Source organism: Klebsiella sp. D5A, from assembly GCF_001620885.1.
Lineage (GTDB): Bacteria > Pseudomonadota > Gammaproteobacteria > Enterobacterales > Enterobacteriaceae > Klebsiella > Klebsiella variicola.
In genome coordinates this window covers 454,737-474,417 of record NZ_KV407481.1, presented here as the reverse complement: position 1 = coordinate 474,417, position 19,681 = coordinate 454,737, and the positions used below count along the sequence as shown (strand labels likewise).

The 19,681-nt window shown below is 61.0% G+C and carries 23 protein-coding genes and 1 riboswitch; of the genes, 11 read left to right on the top strand and 12 right to left on the bottom strand.

The genetic code is table 11. From position 1 onward, the window contains the following. Positions 1-5: 5 nt before the first annotated feature. From AS136_RS02325 to pduF, 12 genes are all read right to left on the bottom strand, one after another. A complete protein-coding gene (locus tag AS136_RS02325) occupies positions 6-791 on the bottom strand; it encodes a cobalt-precorrin-6A reductase (protein WP_063266657.1) in 786 nt (261 codons plus the stop codon). Further along, the gene (locus AS136_RS02320; RefSeq protein WP_008806290.1) at positions 788-1,513 is read right to left on the bottom strand and encodes a precorrin-3B C(17)-methyltransferase; all 726 of its coding nucleotides are present in this window, start codon (positions 1,511-1,513) and stop codon (positions 788-790) included. Before AS136_RS02320 ends, AS136_RS02325 begins: the two co-directional genes overlap by 4 nt. Further along, positions 1,513-2,568: a cobalt-precorrin 5A hydrolase gene (gene cbiG, locus AS136_RS02315; protein ID WP_023298158.1), complete on the bottom strand. Its 1,056-nt coding sequence runs from the start codon at positions 2,566-2,568 to the stop codon at positions 1,513-1,515. Before cbiG ends, AS136_RS02320 begins: the two co-directional genes overlap by 1 nt. Beyond that, positions 2,549-3,322 (bottom strand): cobalt-precorrin-4 methyltransferase, encoded by a 774-nt coding sequence (locus tag AS136_RS02310; RefSeq protein WP_004149602.1) that lies wholly within the window; start codon positions 3,320-3,322, stop codon positions 2,549-2,551. Before AS136_RS02310 ends, cbiG begins: the two co-directional genes overlap by 20 nt. Then, positions 3,315-3,884, bottom strand: coding sequence for a decarboxylating cobalt-precorrin-6B (C(15))-methyltransferase (locus AS136_RS02305; protein WP_016161750.1), 570 nt, complete (start codon positions 3,882-3,884; stop codon positions 3,315-3,317). Before AS136_RS02305 ends, AS136_RS02310 begins: the two co-directional genes overlap by 8 nt. Beyond that, positions 3,874-4,479, bottom strand: coding sequence for a cobalt-precorrin-7 (C(5))-methyltransferase (locus AS136_RS02300; protein WP_023323215.1), 606 nt, complete (start codon positions 4,477-4,479; stop codon positions 3,874-3,876). The genes AS136_RS02305 and AS136_RS02300 overlap by 11 nt, the downstream gene beginning before the upstream one ends. After that, complete coding sequence (cbiD, locus tag AS136_RS02295) at positions 4,473-5,612, bottom strand: cobalt-precorrin-5B (C(1))-methyltransferase CbiD (protein WP_023323216.1); 1,140 nt, start codon at positions 5,610-5,612, stop codon at positions 4,473-4,475. Before cbiD ends, AS136_RS02300 begins: the two co-directional genes overlap by 7 nt. Beyond that, positions 5,609-6,244: a cobalt-precorrin-8 methylmutase gene (locus tag AS136_RS02290; RefSeq protein ID WP_012540682.1), complete on the bottom strand. Its 636-nt coding sequence runs from the start codon at positions 6,242-6,244 to the stop codon at positions 5,609-5,611. The genes cbiD and AS136_RS02290 overlap by 4 nt, the downstream gene beginning before the upstream one ends. Before the next feature lie 10 nt (positions 6,245-6,254). Beyond that, the gene (gene cbiB / locus AS136_RS02285) at positions 6,255-7,214 is read right to left on the bottom strand and encodes an adenosylcobinamide-phosphate synthase CbiB (RefSeq protein WP_008806296.1); all 960 of its coding nucleotides are present in this window, start codon (positions 7,212-7,214) and stop codon (positions 6,255-6,257) included. Then, positions 7,211-8,587 (bottom strand): cobyrinate a,c-diamide synthase, encoded by a 1,377-nt coding sequence (locus AS136_RS02280; protein ID WP_023323217.1) that lies wholly within the window; start codon positions 8,585-8,587, stop codon positions 7,211-7,213. The genes cbiB and AS136_RS02280 overlap by 4 nt, the downstream gene beginning before the upstream one ends. A gap of 93 nt (positions 8,588-8,680) precedes the next feature. Further along, positions 8,681-8,858, bottom strand: a riboswitch (cobalamin riboswitch). A gap of 280 nt (positions 8,859-9,138) precedes the next feature. Next, positions 9,139-10,050 carry a transcriptional regulator PocR gene (gene pocR / locus AS136_RS02275; RefSeq protein WP_012967304.1) on the bottom strand — a complete coding sequence of 304 codons (912 nt, stop codon included), beginning with the start codon at positions 10,048-10,050 and terminating at the stop codon, positions 9,139-9,141. 202 nt (positions 10,051-10,252) lie between these two features. Continuing rightward, entirely contained in the window at positions 10,253-11,062 is an 810-nt protein-coding gene (gene pduF, locus AS136_RS02270; protein WP_012967303.1) for a propanediol diffusion facilitator PduF, read from the bottom strand. A gap of 524 nt (positions 11,063-11,586) precedes the next feature. On the opposite strand from pduF, the gene pduA reads away from it, so the two are divergent. From pduA to pduM, 11 genes are read left to right on the top strand one after another with little or no spacing between them, the layout of a single operon-like run. Further along, entirely contained in the window at positions 11,587-11,871 is a 285-nt protein-coding gene (gene pduA, locus AS136_RS02265) for a propanediol utilization microcompartment protein PduA (RefSeq protein ID WP_002915737.1), read from the top strand. Next, positions 11,868-12,680 carry a propanediol utilization microcompartment protein PduB gene (pduB, locus tag AS136_RS02260; protein WP_012540676.1) on the top strand — a complete coding sequence of 271 codons (813 nt, stop codon included), beginning with the start codon at positions 11,868-11,870 and terminating at the stop codon, positions 12,678-12,680. Before pduA ends, pduB begins: the two co-directional genes overlap by 4 nt. Positions 12,681-12,698: 18 nt before the next feature. After that, the gene (gene pduC / locus AS136_RS02255; RefSeq protein ID WP_002915744.1) at positions 12,699-14,363 is read left to right on the top strand and encodes a propanediol dehydratase large subunit PduC; all 1,665 of its coding nucleotides are present in this window, start codon (positions 12,699-12,701) and stop codon (positions 14,361-14,363) included. A gap of 10 nt (positions 14,364-14,373) precedes the next feature. Beyond that, positions 14,374-15,054 (top strand): propanediol dehydratase medium subunit PduD, encoded by a 681-nt coding sequence (gene pduD / locus AS136_RS02250; RefSeq protein ID WP_016161755.1) that lies wholly within the window; start codon positions 14,374-14,376, stop codon positions 15,052-15,054. 14 nt (positions 15,055-15,068) lie between these two features. Then, positions 15,069-15,593 carry a propanediol dehydratase small subunit PduE gene (pduE, locus tag AS136_RS02245; RefSeq protein ID WP_012540674.1) on the top strand — a complete coding sequence of 175 codons (525 nt, stop codon included), beginning with the start codon at positions 15,069-15,071 and terminating at the stop codon, positions 15,591-15,593. Between the two features lie 12 nt (positions 15,594-15,605). Beyond that, on the top strand, positions 15,606-17,438 hold the full coding sequence (locus tag AS136_RS02240; RefSeq protein WP_023323219.1) for a diol dehydratase reactivase subunit alpha: 1,833 nt from the start codon (positions 15,606-15,608) through the stop codon (positions 17,436-17,438). Further along, entirely contained in the window at positions 17,428-17,778 is a 351-nt protein-coding gene (locus AS136_RS02235) for a glycerol dehydratase reactivase beta/small subunit family protein (RefSeq protein WP_008806305.1), read from the top strand. Before AS136_RS02240 ends, AS136_RS02235 begins: the two co-directional genes overlap by 11 nt. Before the next feature lie 18 nt (positions 17,779-17,796). Continuing rightward, entirely contained in the window at positions 17,797-18,072 is a 276-nt protein-coding gene (gene pduJ / locus AS136_RS02230) for a propanediol utilization microcompartment protein PduJ (protein ID WP_002915806.1), read from the top strand. 21 nt (positions 18,073-18,093) lie between these two features. Next, a complete protein-coding gene (locus AS136_RS02225) occupies positions 18,094-18,561 on the top strand; it encodes a BMC domain-containing protein (RefSeq protein ID WP_023323220.1) in 468 nt (155 codons plus the stop codon). After that, positions 18,561-19,193, top strand: coding sequence for a phosphate propanoyltransferase (locus AS136_RS02220; protein ID WP_012540670.1), 633 nt, complete (start codon positions 18,561-18,563; stop codon positions 19,191-19,193). The genes AS136_RS02225 and AS136_RS02220 overlap by 1 nt, the downstream gene beginning before the upstream one ends. Further along, positions 19,190-19,681: a microcompartment protein PduM gene (pduM, locus tag AS136_RS02215; protein ID WP_023323221.1), complete on the top strand. Its 492-nt coding sequence runs from the start codon at positions 19,190-19,192 to the stop codon at positions 19,679-19,681. The genes AS136_RS02220 and pduM overlap by 4 nt, the downstream gene beginning before the upstream one ends.

The following is a 19,681-nucleotide window of genomic DNA, read 5'->3' as shown; positions in this document are numbered from 1 at the left end:
GTTCCTCAAGTCGCCGACAGCCAGCGCGTCAGCCGCGTAGCGAAATCGGCCTGGCTTTCCAGTAATTCATCGCCCTTCACCAGCGGCGCCGGGCGGGTAATGACGATGCAGGGGATCCCCGCATCAAGACAGGGTTGTACTTTTTCCTGATAGCCCCCTTCCGCGCCCGAGGCTTTCGTGACCACAACATCAGCCCGGCACTGGCGATAAAAGGCGGCGTTAAATTCGGCGCTGAACGGCCCGCAGAGGGCAAAGATTTCCCCGACGCCAAACCCCAGATCGCTACAGTCCTGAACCACCTCCGGCACCGGCAGCACCCGGGCGAGCAACGTTTTCTCCGCCAGTCCCGCCCGCCAGGCCGCCAGATCTTTGCTGCCGGTGGTCAGCAGGATCCGCTCCCCGAGGCGACGGGCCAGCGCGCAGGCCTCGTTCAGATCGCCGACCACGTGAAGTAGCGGATGGCGCAGATCGCTCAGCTGCTCCGGCCTTTGATAGCGGCTGAGCAGGACCCCGACGCTGGCGCAGGCGCGCACAATATTCTGGCTGACCACTTCGGCGTAGGGGTGAGAGGCGTCAATCACCCAGCGGGTGCGCTGCGCCCTGAGCCACTCCGCCATCTGCTGCCACTCCATGCGCCCGCAGCGTATCCGCCCGCGGATATCGCCGGCCAGCCGCTCGCCGGTGGGGGTCGCCACCGACAGGGTGTAGCGCACGCCGGCGGCGTCCAGCTGCTGGCAGATCGCCCGCGCATCGCTGGTGCCCCCGATAACCAGCACGTCGCCGTGGTTCACAGCGCGTAGCCTCGCGGGGTGATCATCAGACCGTTGTCGATGTAAGTCGCTTTGTTGCCGACGATGACCAGACTGGTCATATCCACCGGGGCAAAATCCATCTCTCCGAGGGTGGTCAGCCATTTCTCCTGCTTTTTGCGCCCGGCGGATTTGACTACGCCGACCGGCGTGTCCGGGCTTTTGCTGGCCGCCAGCAACGCAAAGGCGCGCGCCAGATGCCCTTCGCGGCCGCGGCTGCGGGGGTTGTAAAAACAGATAACGAAGTCTGCTTCCCCTGCGGCGACAATGCGTTTTTCAATCACCGGCCACGGCGTCAGCAGATCGCTGAGGCTGATATGGCAGAAATCATGCATCAGCGGCGCGCCGAGCAGCGAGGCGGCGGCGATACTCGCCGTCATCCCTGGGATCAGACGGACCTCAATGTCCAGCTGCTGCTTATTGACCAGCTCCAGCACCAGCCCCGCCATGCCGTAGATGCCGGCGTCGCCGCTGCTGATCAGCGCAACGTTGTTCCCGGCCTGCGCCAGCTCAATGGCGGCCTGGCAGCGTTCAATCTCTTTGCACATGCCGGTTTTGATCACCTGCTTGTCACCGGTAAAGGCTTTTACCAGGTGGGTGTAGGTCTTGTAGCCCACCACAATCTCTGCCGCCTGCAGGGCCTCCACGGCTTCCATGGTCATCATTGCCTGCGAGCCAGGGCCAATTCCGATTACGCTTAACATCAGTGTGTTACTCCCAAAGTAATGGTCACGCCCTGCTCGCGCAGGGTTTCGCCGGACAGGTTTCCCTGACTCAGCAGCCAGGCCACCGGACCGGAGACGCTGCCGACGCCGACCGTCTCCCGGACAAAAGACGAGGCCGGAAAGCGGTGCTCGTGCTCGCGCAGCGCCTCGGCGCTGAAGGTTTCGAACGGCACCCGGCAGCGGTGAGCCAACTGGCGCAACCCCGGCTCGTTTGCCTTCAGGCTCACGCTGCCGATCGCTTTCAGCGCCAGCGGGTCAAGACGCTGAGCGGCAAGCTGGCGATCCAGCAGCGTACAGAGCAAGGAACAGGGGGTGTCGCGCCGACAGCCGATCCCCGCCACCACCCGCTGGGGCACCAGCTTCCAGTGAGGTACCGGCAGCGGCGGCAGCGACCGGCGCAGGGTGACGCAGATCAGCGCGTCGAGCGCCGGCAAGCGCGCCAGGTCGCTTACCGGGATAAAGCCGCGTTGGTCGCACCGGCTTAGCGCCTCGGTAAATTCAGCGTCGCACCACAGCCCCACCCGCATACCGCTCACCAGCATCTGGTTGACGGTTTTCACCGCCGCGCGAAAATCGGTCATCCGGGCGTTCAGCTGGAAGGCCAGCGTGTCAAGGGCGGCCAGCTCGTTGACATCGGTGGCGGTGGTGATCACCGGGTCGGCGTCGAGCATCCCGGCCAGATAGCGGGTCAGCGCATTCGCCCCCCCGGCATGGCCGGAGAGCAGGCTGATGACGTGCCGGGCGCGCTCATCAATCACCACCACCGCCGGGTCGCTGAACTTGTCATTCACCAGCGGGGCCAGCACCCGCACGGCAATCCCGGTGGCGCCGATAAAAATCAGCGCCGAGAAACTGCTGAATGCCTCGCGGGCTGCGCTGGCAAAGCCGCCGTTGAAGGGGATAAACCCCTCTTCCTGCAGCGCTTCGCTGGTGTAGCAGGTGAGCGGCAGCATGGCCGCCAGCCGTTTTGCCAGCCGCACGCCGCCGGGCGTCAGGCAAAACAGGGCAATGGATTCAGGCTTTACGGTATTCATGGCTAAAATCCGCTGCGTACAGTTTTGAGTAGTGATACTCATCGCCGAGGAAGGGACCGACCAGGATCAGCGCCGTTTTGCGGATCCCGGCGTCGCGTACTTTGTCGCCGATGTCCGCGAGGGTACCGCGGACGGTCTGGCTTTCCGGCCAGGTGGCCTTGTAGATCACCGCGACCGGGGTGGTCGCGGGGTAGCCGCCCTCCACCAGCCGCTCCGCCACCCGGTGAATACGTTGCACCGACAGGTAAATCGCCATCGAAGTTTGATGGCTGGCAAAGGCCTCCAGCTGTTCGCGCGCAGGAACCGGCGTGCGCCCTTCCAGACGGGTAATAATCAGACTTTGCGATACCTCAGGCACCGTGTACTCCACCCCCAGCTCGGCCGCCGCGCCGAGGAAAGCGCTGACGCCCGGCACCACCTGCCAGCGGATCCCGCGGCGGGTCAACTCTTCGCCCTGCTCGCGCACCGAGCCGTACAGCGAAACATCGCCCGTCTGCAGACGCACCACCGTTTTTCCCGCCTTCACCCCCGCCTCCATCAGGTCGAGGATCTGCTCCAGATGCAGCGCGGCGCTGTCGTGGCACTCCGCCTGTGGCGGACAGTAGGCCAGCAGCTCGGTGTTGATCAGCGACCCGGCGTAGATCACCACCTGCGCCTGCTGCAGCAGACGGTAGCCTTTGAGAGTAATCAGTTCGCGATCGCCAGGACCGGCGCCGACGAACCACACGCAATGGGGATCAAAAGTCTCAGCCATGGTTTTCTTCCTTCTGACAGGCGATGACAAAAACGGGATTATGGGGTTTGAAATAGTGGCCGCTGCCCAGCGTGGCCAGAGTGGAGACCGCCAGCTGCTGGCAGTCCACCTCGTGGATGCCGCACTGCTGCAGGTGCCCCAGGGCGCTATGAAGGTTTTCCTGCAAAATAAAAGTCATCACCAGCCGGCCGCCGGGATGCAGCTGCGCCAGCGACCAGTCGATCAGCGCCGTCAGGTGGCCGCCGCTGCCCCCCATAAAGATCGCGTCGGCTTTGTCGGCGACCGCCAGCGGCGCAACGCCCGCCACGATAGCGATGTTGTCGCAGCCAAAGCGCTGCCGGTTCTCCGCCAGCAGGCGCAGCGCGTCGGCCTGACGCTCAATCGCCGTCACCCGTAGCGCCGGGTTCTGCAGGGCGGCCTCAATGCTGACGCTGCCGGTGCCCGCGCCGATATCAATCAGGTGGCGCGCCCGGTGCAGCTCCAGCTTCGCCAGCGCCAGTGCGCGCACGGCCTCTTTGGTCATCGGCACCTGGGCGCCGCGCAAAAACAGCTCATCTTTCATCGAGGATCACCACCGCATTCATCTCATATTCGTCCTCCACGGCGCTGACCGGCAGCCAGTGGATCCGCTCGTTTTCCATCGCCAGATTTTCGCCGATCACCATCCAGCGGTGGCCTTTGCCGCGGGCCGTCAGCTGGGCGGCAATCTCCCGCGGACCACAGCGGCCGTCGGTCACCATGGCGACTTTCCGGTGGGCGGCCAGCGCATCGAAGCTCACCGCCCGGCCATGGCTGCTGGTCAGCCACATGTCGTTCATGTCGATGCCCGCCCGGGCGCAGAGGTACTGCACCGCGCTGATGCCGGGGATCACCTGCACCCGTTCCCGGCCAAAGTGGGCAATCAGCCGGGTGCCAATGCCATAGAACAGCGGATCGCCGGAGGCCAGCACCACGACGTGGCGCCCGGCGCGGGCCTCGATCCACGCCAGCAGTGCCGGAATATCAGCCCCCAGCGCAAAGCGCTCGCCGGCGAAGGCGGGAAACTGCCGGAGATGGCGGCTGCCGCCCACCAGCGCCTCGGCGGCGGCGATCGCCTCGCGCGCGGCCGGGGTCAGCCACTGCAGCCCCGCCGGGCCCATCCCCACGACCGTCAACATGCCAGCTCCCGGGCAATCGCCTCCAGCGGACGGCTGCTGCCCAGAACCTGGTTATCAAAAGAAAACAGAACCGCGTCGCAGGTGGGCGGGTGCTGAGTGAAGCGCAGCATCTCAAGAACACGCTGGCAGATTCGCTCAGCCAGATGGTTATAGAGGCGCTGGTATCCCCAGGCGTCGATATGCTCCATTGCCGCTTCGGTGGTGTCGCACTCGCTGACCAGCGTCAGCAACGGCAGCGGCGCGCCAAGCAGCGCCAGATGAGCGACGAGGGTTTCCATCCGCGCATCGGCGATATGGCTGTGGGTATGAAAGATCCCGGCGGCGATTTTGATCAGTTTGCCGGGGTGGCCGATGAGCACAATCTGGCGGAAACCAAGCCGGACCGCCTCTTCAATCATGTAGCCGACGAAGTTGCTCATGGTGACGACTATCTGCGGGTCGATGCCCATCTGTTCGCGGACAAAGCGCTCACCGTGGTTGCCCGGCACCAGCACTACGCGATCCAGCCCGGCGGCGCGTTTTATCTCCAGCTCGAGGGAGAGCGAGCGCTTCCAGCTCTCTTCCGACATCGGGGTGACGATCCCGGTGGTGCCGATAATCGAGATCCCGCCGAGGATCCCCAGCCGCGCGTTATAGGTTTTTTGCGCGCGAAGTACGCCTTCCGGAGCAAAGATTTCCACCTGCGCGCCGCGGGAAGGGCCAATCGCTTCGCGCACGGCGGTCTCGATGGTGTGCCGCGGAGTACGGTTTATCGCCGGGCTGCCTGTCGGCAGGCCGATCCCTTTGCGGGTCACCGTGCCGATGCCCTCGCCGCCCAACAGGCTAATCTCTCCGCTGTCATTGAGGATCACCCGGGCAAAAATCAGCATGCCGTGGGTGGCATCGACATCATCGCCGCCGTCTTTACGGATCGCGGCGACCGCCTGCTGCCCTTCGACGTGCGGGGACTCAACGTTCAGGCACAGGGTGACGCCGGAGGGGGTGACGATCGAGACCTGGTGGATCAGATGCTGGCGCATCACCATCAGCGCCGCCACTTTTGCCGCCGCCGTGGCGCAGGAGCCGGTGGTGTAGCCCTTGCGCAGCGCTTTGCCGTGATGCCATACCGGGGCGTCAAAGGTCTGATCGCTCATTGCGCCTCCCGCAGGTGGTAAAGCAGAGCGTTCACAATCGCTGCCGCCACGTTGCTTCCCCCCTTGCGGCCGAGCGCGGCGATGGCCGGCAGGCCGCTCTCGCTGAGCGCCGCTTTCGACTCCGCCGCGCCGACGAACCCGACCGGCACCCCCACCACGCCGCCGATGGCCGTCTCGCGATGTTCCAGCAGGCGAAACAGCGCGGTTGGCGCATTGCCGAAGACGAACACTTTCTCCCCGGGCTCCTGCACCGCAATATCCACCGCCGCCATCGAGCGGGTCATCCCCCGGCTTTGCGCCTCGCGCACCACCCGTGGGTCGCTGATATAGCAGCGGCATTCGCCGCCAAAGCGGGCCAGCAGGTTTTTGTTGATCCCGGACAACGCCATGGTGGTATCGGTATACAGCGTGCAGGGCCGGCTCAACGCCTCGCTCAGCGCGATCAGGGCATCCGGAGAAAACCACAGAATATCCAGCCAGTCGAAGTCAGCGGTGGTGTGGATCACCCGCTTGATAATCGCCTCGTGCAGCGGGCTGGCGAAACGGTAGTCCGGTCGCGTTTCGGCGATGATCTCGCTGATGATGTCGAAGCTTTTCGCCTCGATCGCCTGCGGTTGTTGGATGTACTGCATCAGGTTCTCCTCAGGCCGCGCCGACCAGCCAGTAGCGCACGCCGATAAATAGCGCCAGCGCCAGGCTTGACGCCACCCACATTAATCGAATGGTTCGGGAAATATCGTCCACCGCGATGTCGCGGACGGCGTCGCCTATCCAGGGCTTTTCAACGCGCTGGCCGAAGTAATCGTTCGGGCCGCCAAGGCGGATCCCCAGCGCGCCGGCGACGGTCGCTTCCGGCCAGGCGCAGTTAGGACTGCTGTGCTGATAACGATCGCGCCAGCCCGTACGCAGCGCCCGGGCGCCATCTTCCCGGCATAGCACTGCGGCAAGGCTGAGCAGCAGCCAGCTCAGCCGGGCGGGAAGGAAGTTGGCTACATCATCAAGACGGGCGCTGACCATGCCGATCGCCCGGTATTTTTCGTGTTTATAGCCGACCATGGAATCGAGGGTGTTGACCGCTTTATAGGCCATGGCCAGCGGCGCGCCGCCCAGCAGCAGGAAAAAGAGCGGCGCGATAATGCCATCCACCGTGTTTTCCGCCACGGTCTCCACCACCGCACGGTTGATCTGCGCTGGCTGGAGCTGAGAGGTGTCGCGCCCGACAATCCAGGAGAGCTTATGCCGGCTTTCGGCGAGATCCCCGGCCTGCAGCGGCCGGGCCACCGCCATCGCCGACTGTGCCAGACAGCGTCCCGCCAGCACGGTGAAGATCATCCACACCTCCACCAGCCATCCCAGCCAGGGATGGAGCCCGTGCGCCAGCGCCAGTGCGCCCCAGGCCACGCCCCATGTCAGGCCGGTCACCACCAGCCACATTACCCCGCCGCCGATGCGCAGCGCCCGGTCGCTATGGCAGACGCGCCGCACCACACGCTGGCTGACGGTGATCAGGCGACCTATCCAGCGCACCGGATGCGGCCAGTGCGGCGGATCGCCAATGAGCACATCAAGTATCCAGGCCACACACCAGGCGAGAAGAGTCATTGCGCCCTCCTTGCCGCTCGCAGCCAGTGGTTGAGCATGGTGGGGCGCTGGGCAAAGTGGACATGGAGATAGCTGGCAAAGGCGCTGCCGGACTGCCATCCTCCCGGCCACTGCTGGAGCGTCTTACCGTCTCGCTGTTTACGGCAGGCCAGTACGGCAGGGGTGGCGGGCGAAAAATCGGAGTAATGAAATTCATGGCCGCGCAGCCACTCGCCAGGAGCGGCCAGCAGCGTCTGCTGCTGCGCCTGCGCTTCGCAGTAGCCGAACCGGGTCAGACGCGTCCCCATTCGGCTGTGTCCAGGAATAATATCCGCCATGGCGTAGCGCTCGCCGCCGGTGACTTCCAGGGTCGTGCCCAGATACATCAGGCCGCCGCACTCGGCGTAGATCGCCACCCCGCGCCGGTGCGCCGCGCGAAGCTGCGCCAGCATCTCATGGTTGGCGGACAGCCCGGCCGCATGCAGCTCCGGGTAGCCGCCGCCGAGCCAGATCATCTGGCAGGCCGGCAGCTGGCGATCGCGCAGCGGGCTAAAGCGCACCATCTTCACGCCGCAGCGCGCCAGCAGCGCCAGGTTATCGGGGTAATAAAAATTGAAGGCCTCATCGTCGGCGAGGGCCAGCGTCAGTCCTTCGCCGGCGTCGGCGGCAAGCTGTTCCCCCCACTCGCCGGCCGGCATGGCGGCCAGTTCGCTGAGGGCCAGTAGCCGGTCTATGTCGAGGGTGCGCCCCAGCAGGCTGGCAAAATCCCGCCATGCCTGCTGATTGACCACCGACTCGCGGGCGGTCACCAGCCCCAGATGCCGTTCGGGCAGCGCCACGCCTTCCACGCGCGGCACATAGCCGAGCACTGGCACCTGACAGTAGCGCTCAATGGCGCTTTTCAGCAGCTGGAAGTGCGCGTCGCTGTTAACCCGATTGACGATAACGCCAGCGATGTTGAGGGCCGGATCAAAGTGTTGAAAGCCCATCACCGTGGCGGCGATGGAAGTCGACACCGCTTTGCCATCCACCAGCAAAATCACCGGGCAGCCAAGCTGTTTAGCCATCGCCGCGCTGCTGCAGTAGTTGGGGTCGATGCCGTAGCCGTCATACAGGCCCATCACCCCTTCGATAACCGCGATGTCGGCCTGCTGCAGTTGTTCGGCAAACAGCGCGTTGAGTATCGGGGCGGGAAGCATAAAGCTGTCGAGATTGCGGGAGGCGACGCCGCTGATGGCGGTGTGCCAGGCGGTGTCCAGGTAGTCTGGCCCCACTTTACACGGTTGCACCCGCAAACCGCGCTGTTGGAGCAAGCTGAGCAGGCCAAGCGTAACGGTGGTTTTGCCACAACCGCTGTCGGTACCCGCAAGAATAAACGCACGCCTGGTTGCCATACCCTGTCCTGTTCAGGTGGTCGGGGTATAGCTGCGCGCATGCCTGGTCCTGCGACCACGCACCGCTAAGCCACCCACTTCCCACCGAAGTTGTTGGTCAGTTACCGGCAGGCAGGTCTTCTGGCTTAGCCTCGTTCTCGCCCGCCCTTCCCAATCTTTCGATCAGTGGTTTTTGCGGGGTCGTCAGCATCACAGCAGCGGGGGCTGCGGGGGATTTACACCCCCTTCCCTGACACCAAACTGGTGTCGAACCTGTCGGTTGTATTCGCCGATGCGCCATGCATCCGCGGTTAATGTTTCAAGCTTACTTTTACCGCCTCATCGCCTGCAAAATGACGTCAGCGAGGTGAAGCGGTGTTGTGATATTCATCAGTCTCGTATTAACGGACACTCTATCCCATCACAAAAATAAAAACTGGTGTAGTTTATCCCTCGAATATCACTATTTTGTTGCGCTATGACAATTTATTGCTCTACTGTCGTTTTTTTCATTTTATAATGATGAAGATACTCCGGGATATCAAAAATCGGCAATAGCAAAATATTGTCATTTAAAAAGACTCAGTTTGTGATCCGGCATTAATTTGCTGACGAAATGCCTGCGGCGTTACCTGATAGGTCTGGCGAAACACTTTGCAAAAATAGCTGGTTTGCGAAAAACCTAAATTCCGCGCGATGCTGGCAATGCTCCAGTCGCTGTGGCATAGCAGCTCTTTTGCGCTCGCCATCCGCTGCTGATTGACCCAGGCGTTAAAGCCGATCCCCTGATACTTTTTAAACAGTTTGCTGAAGTAGTACGGGCTGAGATAGACGTGCGCCGCCACGTCCTCCAGACGCAGCTCATCGGAGAGATGCGCGTCGATATAGCGCAGCGCCTTCTTCATTTTGCCATCGTGCGGCGAGGCCGCCCGGCAGGCCTGCGCCGGGTCGTTCTGCGGCGGGTTATCTTTGATAACCACAAAGTTGAGCTGTTTTTTCAGGCAATTCTCGACGATCAGCTTCAGCAGATCCGCCGAAGCGATAACCCGCGAATAGTCCATCTCAGGCACATCGCGAAACGCCTGGACCAGCGCCGGATCGTCCTGCCAGCGGTCATCCACGTTCAGAATATCAACCAGTTCAATATCATTGCTCAGACGCACCTGGCCGCACAGCACGAAGCCAACGAGGTGGCCGGCGATCACCAGCGGGATGGAAAAATCGGTTAACCCCGCGTGACAGCGGTAGATACACAGCTGGTCATTTTTCGAGGCTTCCAGCCCGCCGCAGCGGTCGCTCATGCGACAGCGTCCGCTGTGCTCCGGGTGCTGACGCATGAGTTGGCAAAACGGCGTGAAATTAAACAGTTCAGAAATCTCATCACCGTGAATATTGACGACCACAACCGCCAGACTGGTGGCTTGCGCAAAATCCTGTGCGATTTTATTGATGAGTTCTGAGTTCAGGGTACTCGCAGAAATCATGATAAAACCCCTCAGTTAATTTTTTGTTATAAATAAAACATATTATTCATATTTCCCTTTTTTAGCATCAGATCCCGTCGACGATAAAAAAGTGCATTGACAATAACAAAAGTCTCCCAACCCGGGGAGACTTTTTGAGCGGTTCGTGATATCGGTTCATGAAATAGTTTTGCTATTTCAGTAATACATTTTTCACTGGATGCTAACGCGTATTTTTCTCCTCAACGCAGGTATGACAGGGAAGATTATTAGCGATGAGAAAACGATAAATTGCGGCGCCGAGGCAGGCGCCCAGCAATGGCGCGATGATGGGCACGATAAAATAGGGAATATCCCTTCCGCCAGTCATCGCGATGTCGCCCCACCCGGCGAGCCAGGCAAATAGTTTCGGGCCAAAATCGCGCGCCGGGTTCATCGCAAAACCGGTAAGCGGCCCGGTCGAGGCGCCGATCACCGCTACCAGAATGCCAATCAACAGCGGCGCCAGCGGGCCCTTGGGTACGCCATTGCCATCATCGGTGAGCGCCATGATCATCCCCATCAACATCGAGGTGATCACCACCTCCACCAGCGCCGCATGCCAGATGCTGAGCTCAGGCGCCGGGTAGGTACTGAAGATACTGGCCAGCTGCAGGCTTTCCAGGCTGCCACGCACCATATGATGTACCGTTTCAAATTGCGTAAACAGGGTGCTGTAAAGTATCCAGGCCAACACGGCGCCGCCAAACGCGCCGGCGACCTGGGCCACGATATAGGGCAACACTTTTCTGCCCGGGAAGCAGGCAAACAGCCACAGGGCGACGGTGACGGCGGGGTTCAGATGCCCCCCCGAAATGCCGGCCGTCAGGTACACCGCCAGAGAAATACCCAGTCCCCAGATAATACAGATCTCCCACAGCCCCAGGCTGGCGCCAGCCAGCTTCAGAGCGCTCAGGCAGCAGATACCAAAAAACAGAAATAGCCCGGTGCCTAAAAACTCGGCGATACATTGCGCGCGTAAAGAACCATTCATTGTGACACCTCTTGACGTAGTTCGTGTCCAGGCCAGCCAACCATCCGCTGGCTCGTTGGGTACGGCGAGGCCCACTATAGAAACCGGCGGCAGCAAAGTGTTGGCATCCTGCGGAAAACGGGCGGCGTAAAGTCGCTGAAGAAGAGCAATTTATTGCTATTTGCTCGCGAATCCATGCAGCAATGGCGGGCGTTCAGGGGATATTTTTATTTCCAACTCAATAATAAAAAATTGCAAAAGCGCAGTGCTTATTTTCCAACAAATATCACACCACGCAAAATATCGCATAGCAAAAACAATTTAAAAAATCACGCCCAAAAATGTAAATACGGAACAGCACCCGCAAGATAATCACATTAATAAGTAAAATAAAAACCAATAAAAACAACAATATAAAATAAATCATGACTATTTATTATTATATAAAAACCACTATTTTTTCGTTCTACACCATCAACTCAGCCATTCTTTTTCGCCGCCCCGCCATATAGTTCCCTCACTGGAACATACCCTGCGAGGTCTTTATGCAACAAGAAGCATTAGGAATGGTAGAAACCAAAGGCTTAACCGCAGCCATAGAGGCCGCTGACGCAATGGTTAAGTCGGCCAATGTTTTATTAGTTGGCTATGAAAGGATCGGTTCAGGCCTGGTGACCGTCATCGTGCGTGGCGACGTGGGAGCCGTAAAAGCCGCCACCGACGCCGGTGCCGCCGCAGCCCGCCACGTGGGCGAGGTGAAAGCCGTACACGTCATTCCCCGCCCCCATACCGATGTTGAAAAAATCTTACCGAAGGGGAATAGCCAGTGAGCAGCAATGAGCTGGTTGAACAGATCATGGCGCAAGTCATAGCCCGTGTGGCGACGCCAGAGCAGCAGGCGCTTCCCGATACCCCCCATCCCACAGGAGAAACGGCTATGGCAGAGAAAAGCTGCAGCTTAACGGAATTTGTCGGGACCGCCATTGGCGACACCCTCGGGCTGGTCATCGCCAACGTGGATGCCGCATTGCTGGAAGCCATGAAGCTTGAAAAACGCTATCGCTCTATCGGCATCCTCGGTGCGCGCACCGGCGCCGGGCCGCACATTATGGCCGCCGATGAAGCGGTCAAAGCCACCAACACCGAAGTGGTCAGCATTGAGCTTCCTCGCGACACCAAAGGCGGCGCCGGCCATGGCTCGCTGATTGTGCTGGGCGGGAACGATGTTTCCGACGTCAAACGCGGGATTGAGGTCGCGCTGAAAGAGCTGGACCGTACTTTCGGCGATGTCTACGGCAACGAGGCGGGTCATATCGAGCTGCAGTATACCGCGCGCGCCAGCTACGCCCTGGAAAAAGCCTTCGGCGCTCCGCTGGGCCGCGCCTGCGGGATTATCGTCGGCGCGCCGGCGTCCGTTGGCGTGCTGATGGCCGATACCGCGCTGAAATCAGCCAACGTCGACGTGGTGGCTTACAGCTCACCGGCCCACGGCACCAGCTTCAGCAACGAAGCCATCCTGGTGATTTCCGGCGACTCCGGCGCGGTGCGCCAGGCGGTGATCTCCGCCCGGGAGATCGGCAAAACCGTACTGGGGACGCTGGGCGCCGAACCGAAAAACGATCGCCCCTCCTACATTTAATACCCGCGAGGCTGATTCATGAGATCGAAAAGATTTGAAGCACTGGCGAAACGCCCTGTGAATCAGGATGGTTTCGTTAAGGAGTGGATCGAAGAGGGCTTTATCGCGATGGAAAGCCCTAACGATCCCAAACCCTCTATCCGCATCGTCAACGGCGCGGTGACCGAACTCGACGGCAAACCGGTTGAGCAGTTCGACCTGATTGACCACTTTATCGCGCGCTACGGCATTAATCTCGCCCGGGCCGAAGAAGTGATGGCCATGGATTCGGTTAAGCTCGCCAACATGCTCTGCGACCCGAACGTTAAACGCAGCGACATCGTGCCGCTCACTACCGCGATGACCCCGGCGAAAATCGTCGAAGTGGTGTCGCATATGAACGTGGTCGAGATGATGATGGCGATGCAAAAAATGCGCGCCCGCCGCACGCCGTCCCAGCAGGCGCATGTCACTAATATCAAAGATAATCCGGTACAGATTGCCGCCGACGCCGCTGAAGGCGCATGGCGCGGCTTTGACGAGCAGGAGACCACCGTCGCCGTGGCGCGCTACGCGCCGTTCAACGCCATCGCCCTGCTGGTCGGTTCACAGGTGGGCCGCCCCGGCGTCCTCACCCAGTGTTCCCTGGAAGAAGCCACCGAGCTGAAACTGGGCATGCTGGGCCATACCTGCTATGCCGAAACCATTTCGGTCTACGGTACGGAACCGGTGTTTACCGATGGCGATGACACCCCATGGTCGAAAGGCTTCCTCGCCTCCTCCTACGCCTCGCGCGGCCTGAAAATGCGCTTTACCTCCGGCTCCGGCTCTGAAGTGCAGATGGGTTATGCCGAAGGCAAATCGATGCTGTATCTCGAAGCGCGCTGCATCTACATCACCAAAGCCGCCGGGGTGCAAGGCCTGCAGAATGGCTCCGTCAGCTGTATCGGCGTGCCGTCCGCCGTACCGTCGGGTATCCGCGCCGTACTGGCGGAAAACCTGATTTGCTCAGCGCTGGATCTGGAGTGCGCCTCAAGTAACGATCAAACCTTTACCCACTCGGATATGCGGCGTACCGCGCGCCTGCTGATGCAGTTCCTGCCAGGCACCGACTTTATCTCCTCCGGTTACTCGGCGGTGCCGAACTACGACAACATGTTCGCCGGTTCCAACGAAGATGCCGAAGACTTCGACGACTACAACGTGATCCAGCGCGATCTGAAGGTCGATGGCGGCCTGCGGCCGGTGCGTGAAGAGGACGTGATTGCCATTCGTAATAAAGCCGCCCGCGCGCTGCAAGCGGTATTTGCCGGCATGGGTTTGCCGCCAATTACGGATGAAGAGGTGGAGGCCGCCACTTACGCCCACGGTTCAAAAGATATGCCTGAGCGCAACATCGTTGAGGACATCAAGTTTGCCCAGGAGATCATCAACAAGAACCGCAACGGCCTGGAGGTGGTGAAAGCCCTGGCGAAAGGCGGCTTCCCCGATGTCGCCCAGGACATGCTCAATATTCAGAAAGCCAAGCTCACCGGCGACTACCTGCACACCTCCGCCATCATCGTCGGCGAAGGCCAGGTGCTCTCGGCCGTGAATGACGTGAACGATTATGCCGGTCCGGCAACAGGCTACCGCCTGCAAGGCGAGCGCTGGGAAGAGATTAAAAATATCCCGGGCGCGCTCGATCCCAATGAACTTGGCTAAGGGGTGAAAAATGGAAATTAACGAAACGCTGCTGCGCCAGATTATCGAAGAGGTGCTGTCGGAGATGAAATCAGGCGCAGATAAGCCGGTCTCCTTTAGCGCGCCTGCCGCTTCCGTCGCGTCGGCCGCTGTTGCGCCTGTGTCCAGCGACAGCTTCCTGACGGAAATCGGCGAAGCCAAACCCGGCACGCAGCAGGATGAAGTCATCATTGCCGTCGGGCCCGCCTTTGGCCTGGCGCAAACCGCCAATATCGTCGGCATTCCGCATAAAAATATCCTGCGCGAAGTGATCGCCGGCATTGAGGAAGAAGGCATCAAAGCCCGGGTGATCCGCTGCTTTAAATCTTCTGACGTCGCCTTCGTGGCGGTGGAAGGCAACCGCCTGAGCGGCTCCGGCATCTCGATCGGTATTCAGTCGAAAGGCACCACTGTCATCCACCAGCGGGGCCTGCCGCCGCTTTCCAATCTGGAACTCTTCCCGCAGGCGCCGCTGCTGACCCTGGAAACCTACCGCCAGATTGGCAAAAACGCCGCACGCTACGCCAAACGCGAGTCGCCGCAGCCGGTGCCGACGCTCAACGATCAGATGGCTCGTCCCAAATACCAGGCGAAGTCGGCCATTTTGCACATTAAAGAGACCAAATACGTAGTGACCGGCAAAAACCCGCAGGAACTGCGCATGGCGCTTTAACAAAGGATATCCCGATGAATACCGACGCAATTGAATCCATGGTACGCGACGTGCTGAGCCGGATGAACAGCCTACAGGACGGGGCAACGCCCGCGCCAGCCGCGCCGACAAACGACACCGCTCGCCAGCCTAAAGTCAGCGACTACCCGTTAGCCACCCGCCATCCGGAGTGGGTCAAAACAGCTACCAATAAAACGCTCGATGACCTGACGCTGGAGAACGTATTAAGCGATCGCGTTACGGCACAGGACATGCGCATCACCCCGGAAACGCTGCGCATGCAGGCGGCGATCGCCCAGGATGCCGGACGCGATCGGCTGGCGATGAACTTTGAGCGGGCCGCCGAGCTCACCGCGGTTCCCGACGACCGGATCCTTGAGATCTACAACGCCCTGCGCCCATACCGTTCCACCCAGGCGGAGCTACTGGCGATCGCTGATGACCTCGAGCATCGCTACCAGGCCCGGCTCTGTGCCGCCTTTGTTCGGGAAGCGGCCGGGCTGTACGTCGAGCGTAAAAAACTGAAAGGCGACGATTAACAGGGGGCAAGCATGTGCTATATCGCTGGCATTGATATTGGCAACTCATCGACAGAGGTCGCCCTGGCGACGGTCGATGACGCAGGTGTGCTGAACATCCGCCACAGCGCGCTGGCTGAAACCACCGGTATTAAAGGCACATTACGTAATGTGTTCGGTATTCAGGAGGCGCTAACACAGGCGGCAAAAGCGGCAGGCATTCAGGTCAGCGATATCTCGCTTATTCGCATTAACGAAGCCACGCCGGTCATTGGCGATGTGGCGATGGAGACCATCACGGAAACCATCATCACCGAGTCCACCATGATCGGCCACAACCCGAAGACACCCGGCGGCGTCGGACTGGGGGTCGGCATCACCATCACACCGGAGGCGCTGCTGTCCTGCGCTGCGGACACCCCCTATATTCTGGTGGTCTCCTCAGCCTTTGACTTTGCCGATGTCGCTGCGATGGTCAATGCGGCGACGGCAGCGGGCTATCAGATTTCCGGCATTATTTTGCAGCAGGATGACGGCGTGCTGGTCAATAACCGGCTACAGCAACCGCTGCCGGTGATCGATGAAGTTCAGCATATCGACCGTATTCCACTTGGCATGCTGGCGGCGGTCGAGGTCGCTTTACCCGGCAAGATCATCGAAACGCTCTCCAACCCCTACGGTATTGCCACCGTTTTCGATCTCAACGCCGAAGAGACCAAAAATATCGTGCCAATGGCGCGGGCGCTGATTGGCAATCGTTCGGCCGTAGTGGTGAAAACCCCCTCCGGCGACGTCAAGGCACGGACTATTCCGGCGGGGAATCTGCTGCTCATCGCTCAGGGGCGCAGCGTACAGGTTGATGTGGCCGCCGGGGCGGAAGCCATCATGAAGGCGGTTGACGGCTGCGGCAAACTGGACAACGTCGCGGGAGAAGCGGGCACCAATATCGGCGGCATGCTTGAGCACGTGCGCCAGACCATGGCGGAGCTTACCAATAAGCCAGCTCAGGAGATCCGCATTCAGGATCTGCTGGCCGTTGATACGGCGGTGCCGGTCAGCGTGACCGGTGCCCTGGCGGGGGAGTTCTCGCTGGAGCAGGCGGTGGGTATCGCCTCGATGGTCAAGTCGGATCGCCTGCAGATGGCCCTGATCGCCCGTGAAATTGAGCACAAACTGCAGATTGCGGTTCAGGTGGGTGGCGCTGAGGCGGAAGCGGCCATTCTCGGGGCGCTCACCACTCCCGGCACCACGCGCCCGCTGGCGATCCTCGATCTGGGCGCCGGGTCGACCGACGCCTCCATTATCAATGCGCAAGGAGAGATCAGCGCCACTCACCTGGCCGGCGCCGGCGATATGGTCACGATGATCATCGCCCGCGAGCTGGGGCTTGAGGACCGCTACCTGGCGGAAGAGATCAAAAAATACCCGCTGGCGAAAGTCGAAAGCCTGTTTCATCTGCGTCATGAAGACGGCAGCGTCCAGTTTTTTCCGTCGGCCTTACCACCGGCGGTATTTGCCCGCGTCTGCGTGGTGAAACCGGATGAACTGGTTCCCCTGCCCGGCGATCTGCCGCTGGAGAAAGTGCGCGCCATTCGCCGTAGCGCCAAATCACGCGTCTTTGTCACCAACGCCCTGCGGGCGTTACGTCAGGTGAGCCCTACCGGCAACATTCGCGACATTCCCTTCGTGGTGCTGGTGGGCGGCTCGTCCCTCGATTTCGAGATCCCCCAGCTGGTCACCGACGCGCTGGCGCACTACCGGCTGGTTGCCGGGCGCGGCAACATCCGCGGCAGTGAAGGCCCGCGCAATGCGGTCGCCAGCGGATTACTCCTCTCCTGGCAAAAAGGAGGCACGCATGGAGAGTAGCGTAGTCGCCCCCGCCATTGTCATTGCCGTCACTGACGAATGCAGCGAACAGTGGCGCGATGTCCTGCTGGGCATTGAAGAGGAAGGCATTCCTTTCGTTCTGCAACCGCGGACCGGCGGCGATCTTGTCCATCACGCCTGGCAGGCGGCGCAGCGTTCGCCGCTGCTGGTGGGCATCGCCTGCGACCGGGAACGACTCATCGTGCACTACAAAAATTTACCCGCATCAACTCCGCTGTTTTCGCTGAGGTATCACCAGGACAGGCTGGCCCGGCGAAACACTGGCAACAATGCGGCTCGTCTCGTCAAAGGGATCCCATTTCGGGATCGCAATGCTTAATCCACAGGAGAACACAGTATGAATAACGCACTAGGACTGGTTGAAACGAAAGGCCTGGTTGGCGCCATTGAAGCCGCTGATGCAATGGTGAAATCCGCCAACGTGCAGTTGATTGGTTACGAAAAAATTGGCTCCGGGCTGATTACCGTGATGGTCCGCGGAGACGTCGGCGCGGTCAAAGCCGCCGTTGACGCCGGGAGCGCGGCGGCCAGCGTGGTCGGCGAGGTCAAGTCCAGCCATGTGATCCCACGCCCGCACAGCGATGTTGAGGCCATTCTGCCGAAATCCGTCTGACCTGGAAACAAGGAGCACCGCGTGAAGCAATCACTGGGATTACTTGAGGTCAGCGGCCTGGCTCTGGCCATCACCTGCGCCGACGCCATGGCGAAAGCGGCCGCCATCACGCTGCTCGCCCTGGAAAAGACCAACGGCTCCGGCTGGATGGTGGTGAAGATCGCCGGTGATGTGGCCTCTGTCCAGGCGGCGGTGATGACCGGGGCCGAGCTCGCCGAACGGCAGCAGGGGCTGGTGGCGCAGAAGGTTATCGCCAGGCCCGGCGCAGGCCTGCTGCCAGCCCGCGTCGAAGCGCCTTCACCAGCACCTGACGCTGCTCTGGAAGAGGAGAACGCCACCGTAATGGATGAGCGCAGAGATCCCGCAGACACCCTCCCCCGCCCTGCGGAGCAGGTGACCTGCAACCTGTGCCTGGACCCGCACTGTCCCCGGCAAAAAGGCGAACCTCGCTCGCAGTGCCTGCACGCCGGTAAACGAGGTGACGCGTAATGGATAAACAACAGCTGGCTTCAACAGTCAACAAAGTGCTGGATGAGATGCGCCAGCGTCCCATCCCAATCGGTATCTCCAGTCGCCATATCCATTTAGCGGCGGAGGACTATGCCAGGCTCTTTCCCGCTCAGCCCATCCAGCCGAAAAAAGCGCTGCTGCAGCCCGGGCAGTATGCCGCAGAGCAGACGGTGACCCTGGTTGGCCCCAAAGGACGATTAAATAACGTGCGCCTGCTCGGCCCTTTGCGCCAGACCAGCCAGGTGGAAATCTCACGCACCGACGCCCGGACCCTTGGTATCGCCGCGCCGCTGCGCATGTCCGGCAATCTGCAGGACACGCCGGGGATCCGCCTGATAAGCCCCTTTGCCGAACTGGAGCTGAGCAGCGGGACGATCGTCGCCCAACGACATATTCATATGTCCCCGCTCGATGCCCTGATCCTGCGCGTCGCCCATGGCGATAGCGTCGCGGTGGCGATCGAAGGCAGCGACAGGCGGCTTATCTTCGACAATGTAGCGGTCCGCGTAGCCCCGGATATGCGTCTTGAGATGCACATCGATACTGACGAAGCCAATGCGGCAGGCGCTGACGCTGCGCAGGCCTGGGCTACGCTGGTGACGAAGCCATGAACCACGCGATGCTGCAGCGTATCGTCGAAGAGGTCGCCGCCCGTCTGCGCCGTCGCGCCCTGAGCACGGCCACGCTCAGCGTGGCCCAGCTCGGCGAAGCGGATATCCAAAGCCTGCTGTGCCAGCACGCTTCGCTGCGCATCGTGCAGGTGGATTTACCGCTGCTGGAGCAGCTTACCGGCCAGCGCGCGCTGACGGCCGCCGGTTGCGCGTTGCATGAGGCGATGGCCTGGGGCGTTCGGGTACAGTTAACGCTGCTTCCCGCCCTGCTCCCCGCGCTGGCGGTAAAAAAACTCGCCCGTTTGCCGCTGACGTTCAGCGACCCGCCTGGCCAGCCCATCAGGCTTCACGCCGCGTCGGTGCTCACCTACGCCGATGTAGCCCGCCTCCACGGAGGTTATCTGGTGCTGCGCCGCCGCCCCATTATCACCGCCCTCGCCCGCGAAGCGGCCGTCGCGCGGCATGTTCAATTGATTACGCAGGAATGA

Coding starts and splice junctions, on each gene's coding strand:
- AS136_RS02320 (WP_008806290.1), bottom strand. CDS start 1,513: ATGTTAAGCGTAATCGGAATTGGCCCTGGCTCGCAGGCAATGATGACC.
- cbiG (WP_023298158.1), bottom strand. CDS start 2,568: ATGAATACCGTAAAGCCTGAATCCATTGCCCTGTTTTGCCTGACGCCC.
- AS136_RS02310 (WP_004149602.1), bottom strand. CDS start 3,322: ATGGCTGAGACTTTTGATCCCCATTGCGTGTGGTTCGTCGGCGCCGGT.
- AS136_RS02305 (WP_016161750.1), bottom strand. CDS start 3,884: ATGAAAGATGAGCTGTTTTTGCGCGGCGCCCAGGTGCCGATGACCAAA.
- AS136_RS02300 (WP_023323215.1), bottom strand. CDS start 4,479: ATGTTGACGGTCGTGGGGATGGGCCCGGCGGGGCTGCAGTGGCTGACC.
- cbiD (WP_023323216.1), bottom strand. CDS start 5,612: ATGAGCGATCAGACCTTTGACGCCCCGGTATGGCATCACGGCAAAGCG.
- AS136_RS02290 (WP_012540682.1), bottom strand. CDS start 6,244: ATGCAGTACATCCAACAACCGCAGGCGATCGAGGCGAAAAGCTTCGAC.
- cbiB (WP_008806296.1), bottom strand. CDS start 7,214: ATGACTCTTCTCGCCTGGTGTGTGGCCTGGATACTTGATGTGCTCATT.
- AS136_RS02280 (WP_023323217.1), bottom strand. CDS start 8,587: ATGGCAACCAGGCGTGCGTTTATTCTTGCGGGTACCGACAGCGGTTGT.
- pocR (WP_012967304.1), bottom strand. CDS start 10,050: ATGATTTCTGCGAGTACCCTGAACTCAGAACTCATCAATAAAATCGCA.
- pduF (WP_012967303.1), bottom strand. CDS start 11,062: ATGAATGGTTCTTTACGCGCGCAATGTATCGCCGAGTTTTTAGGCACC.
- pduA (WP_002915737.1), top strand. CDS start 11,587: ATGCAACAAGAAGCATTAGGAATGGTAGAAACCAAAGGCTTAACCGCA.
- pduC (WP_002915744.1), top strand. CDS start 12,699: ATGAGATCGAAAAGATTTGAAGCACTGGCGAAACGCCCTGTGAATCAG.
- pduD (WP_016161755.1), top strand. CDS start 14,374: ATGGAAATTAACGAAACGCTGCTGCGCCAGATTATCGAAGAGGTGCTG.
- pduE (WP_012540674.1), top strand. CDS start 15,069: ATGAATACCGACGCAATTGAATCCATGGTACGCGACGTGCTGAGCCGG.
- AS136_RS02240 (WP_023323219.1), top strand. CDS start 15,606: ATGTGCTATATCGCTGGCATTGATATTGGCAACTCATCGACAGAGGTC.
- AS136_RS02235 (WP_008806305.1), top strand. CDS start 17,428: ATGGAGAGTAGCGTAGTCGCCCCCGCCATTGTCATTGCCGTCACTGAC.
- pduJ (WP_002915806.1), top strand. CDS start 17,797: ATGAATAACGCACTAGGACTGGTTGAAACGAAAGGCCTGGTTGGCGCC.
- AS136_RS02220 (WP_012540670.1), top strand. CDS start 18,561: ATGGATAAACAACAGCTGGCTTCAACAGTCAACAAAGTGCTGGATGAG.
- pduM (WP_023323221.1), top strand. CDS start 19,190: ATGAACCACGCGATGCTGCAGCGTATCGTCGAAGAGGTCGCCGCCCGT.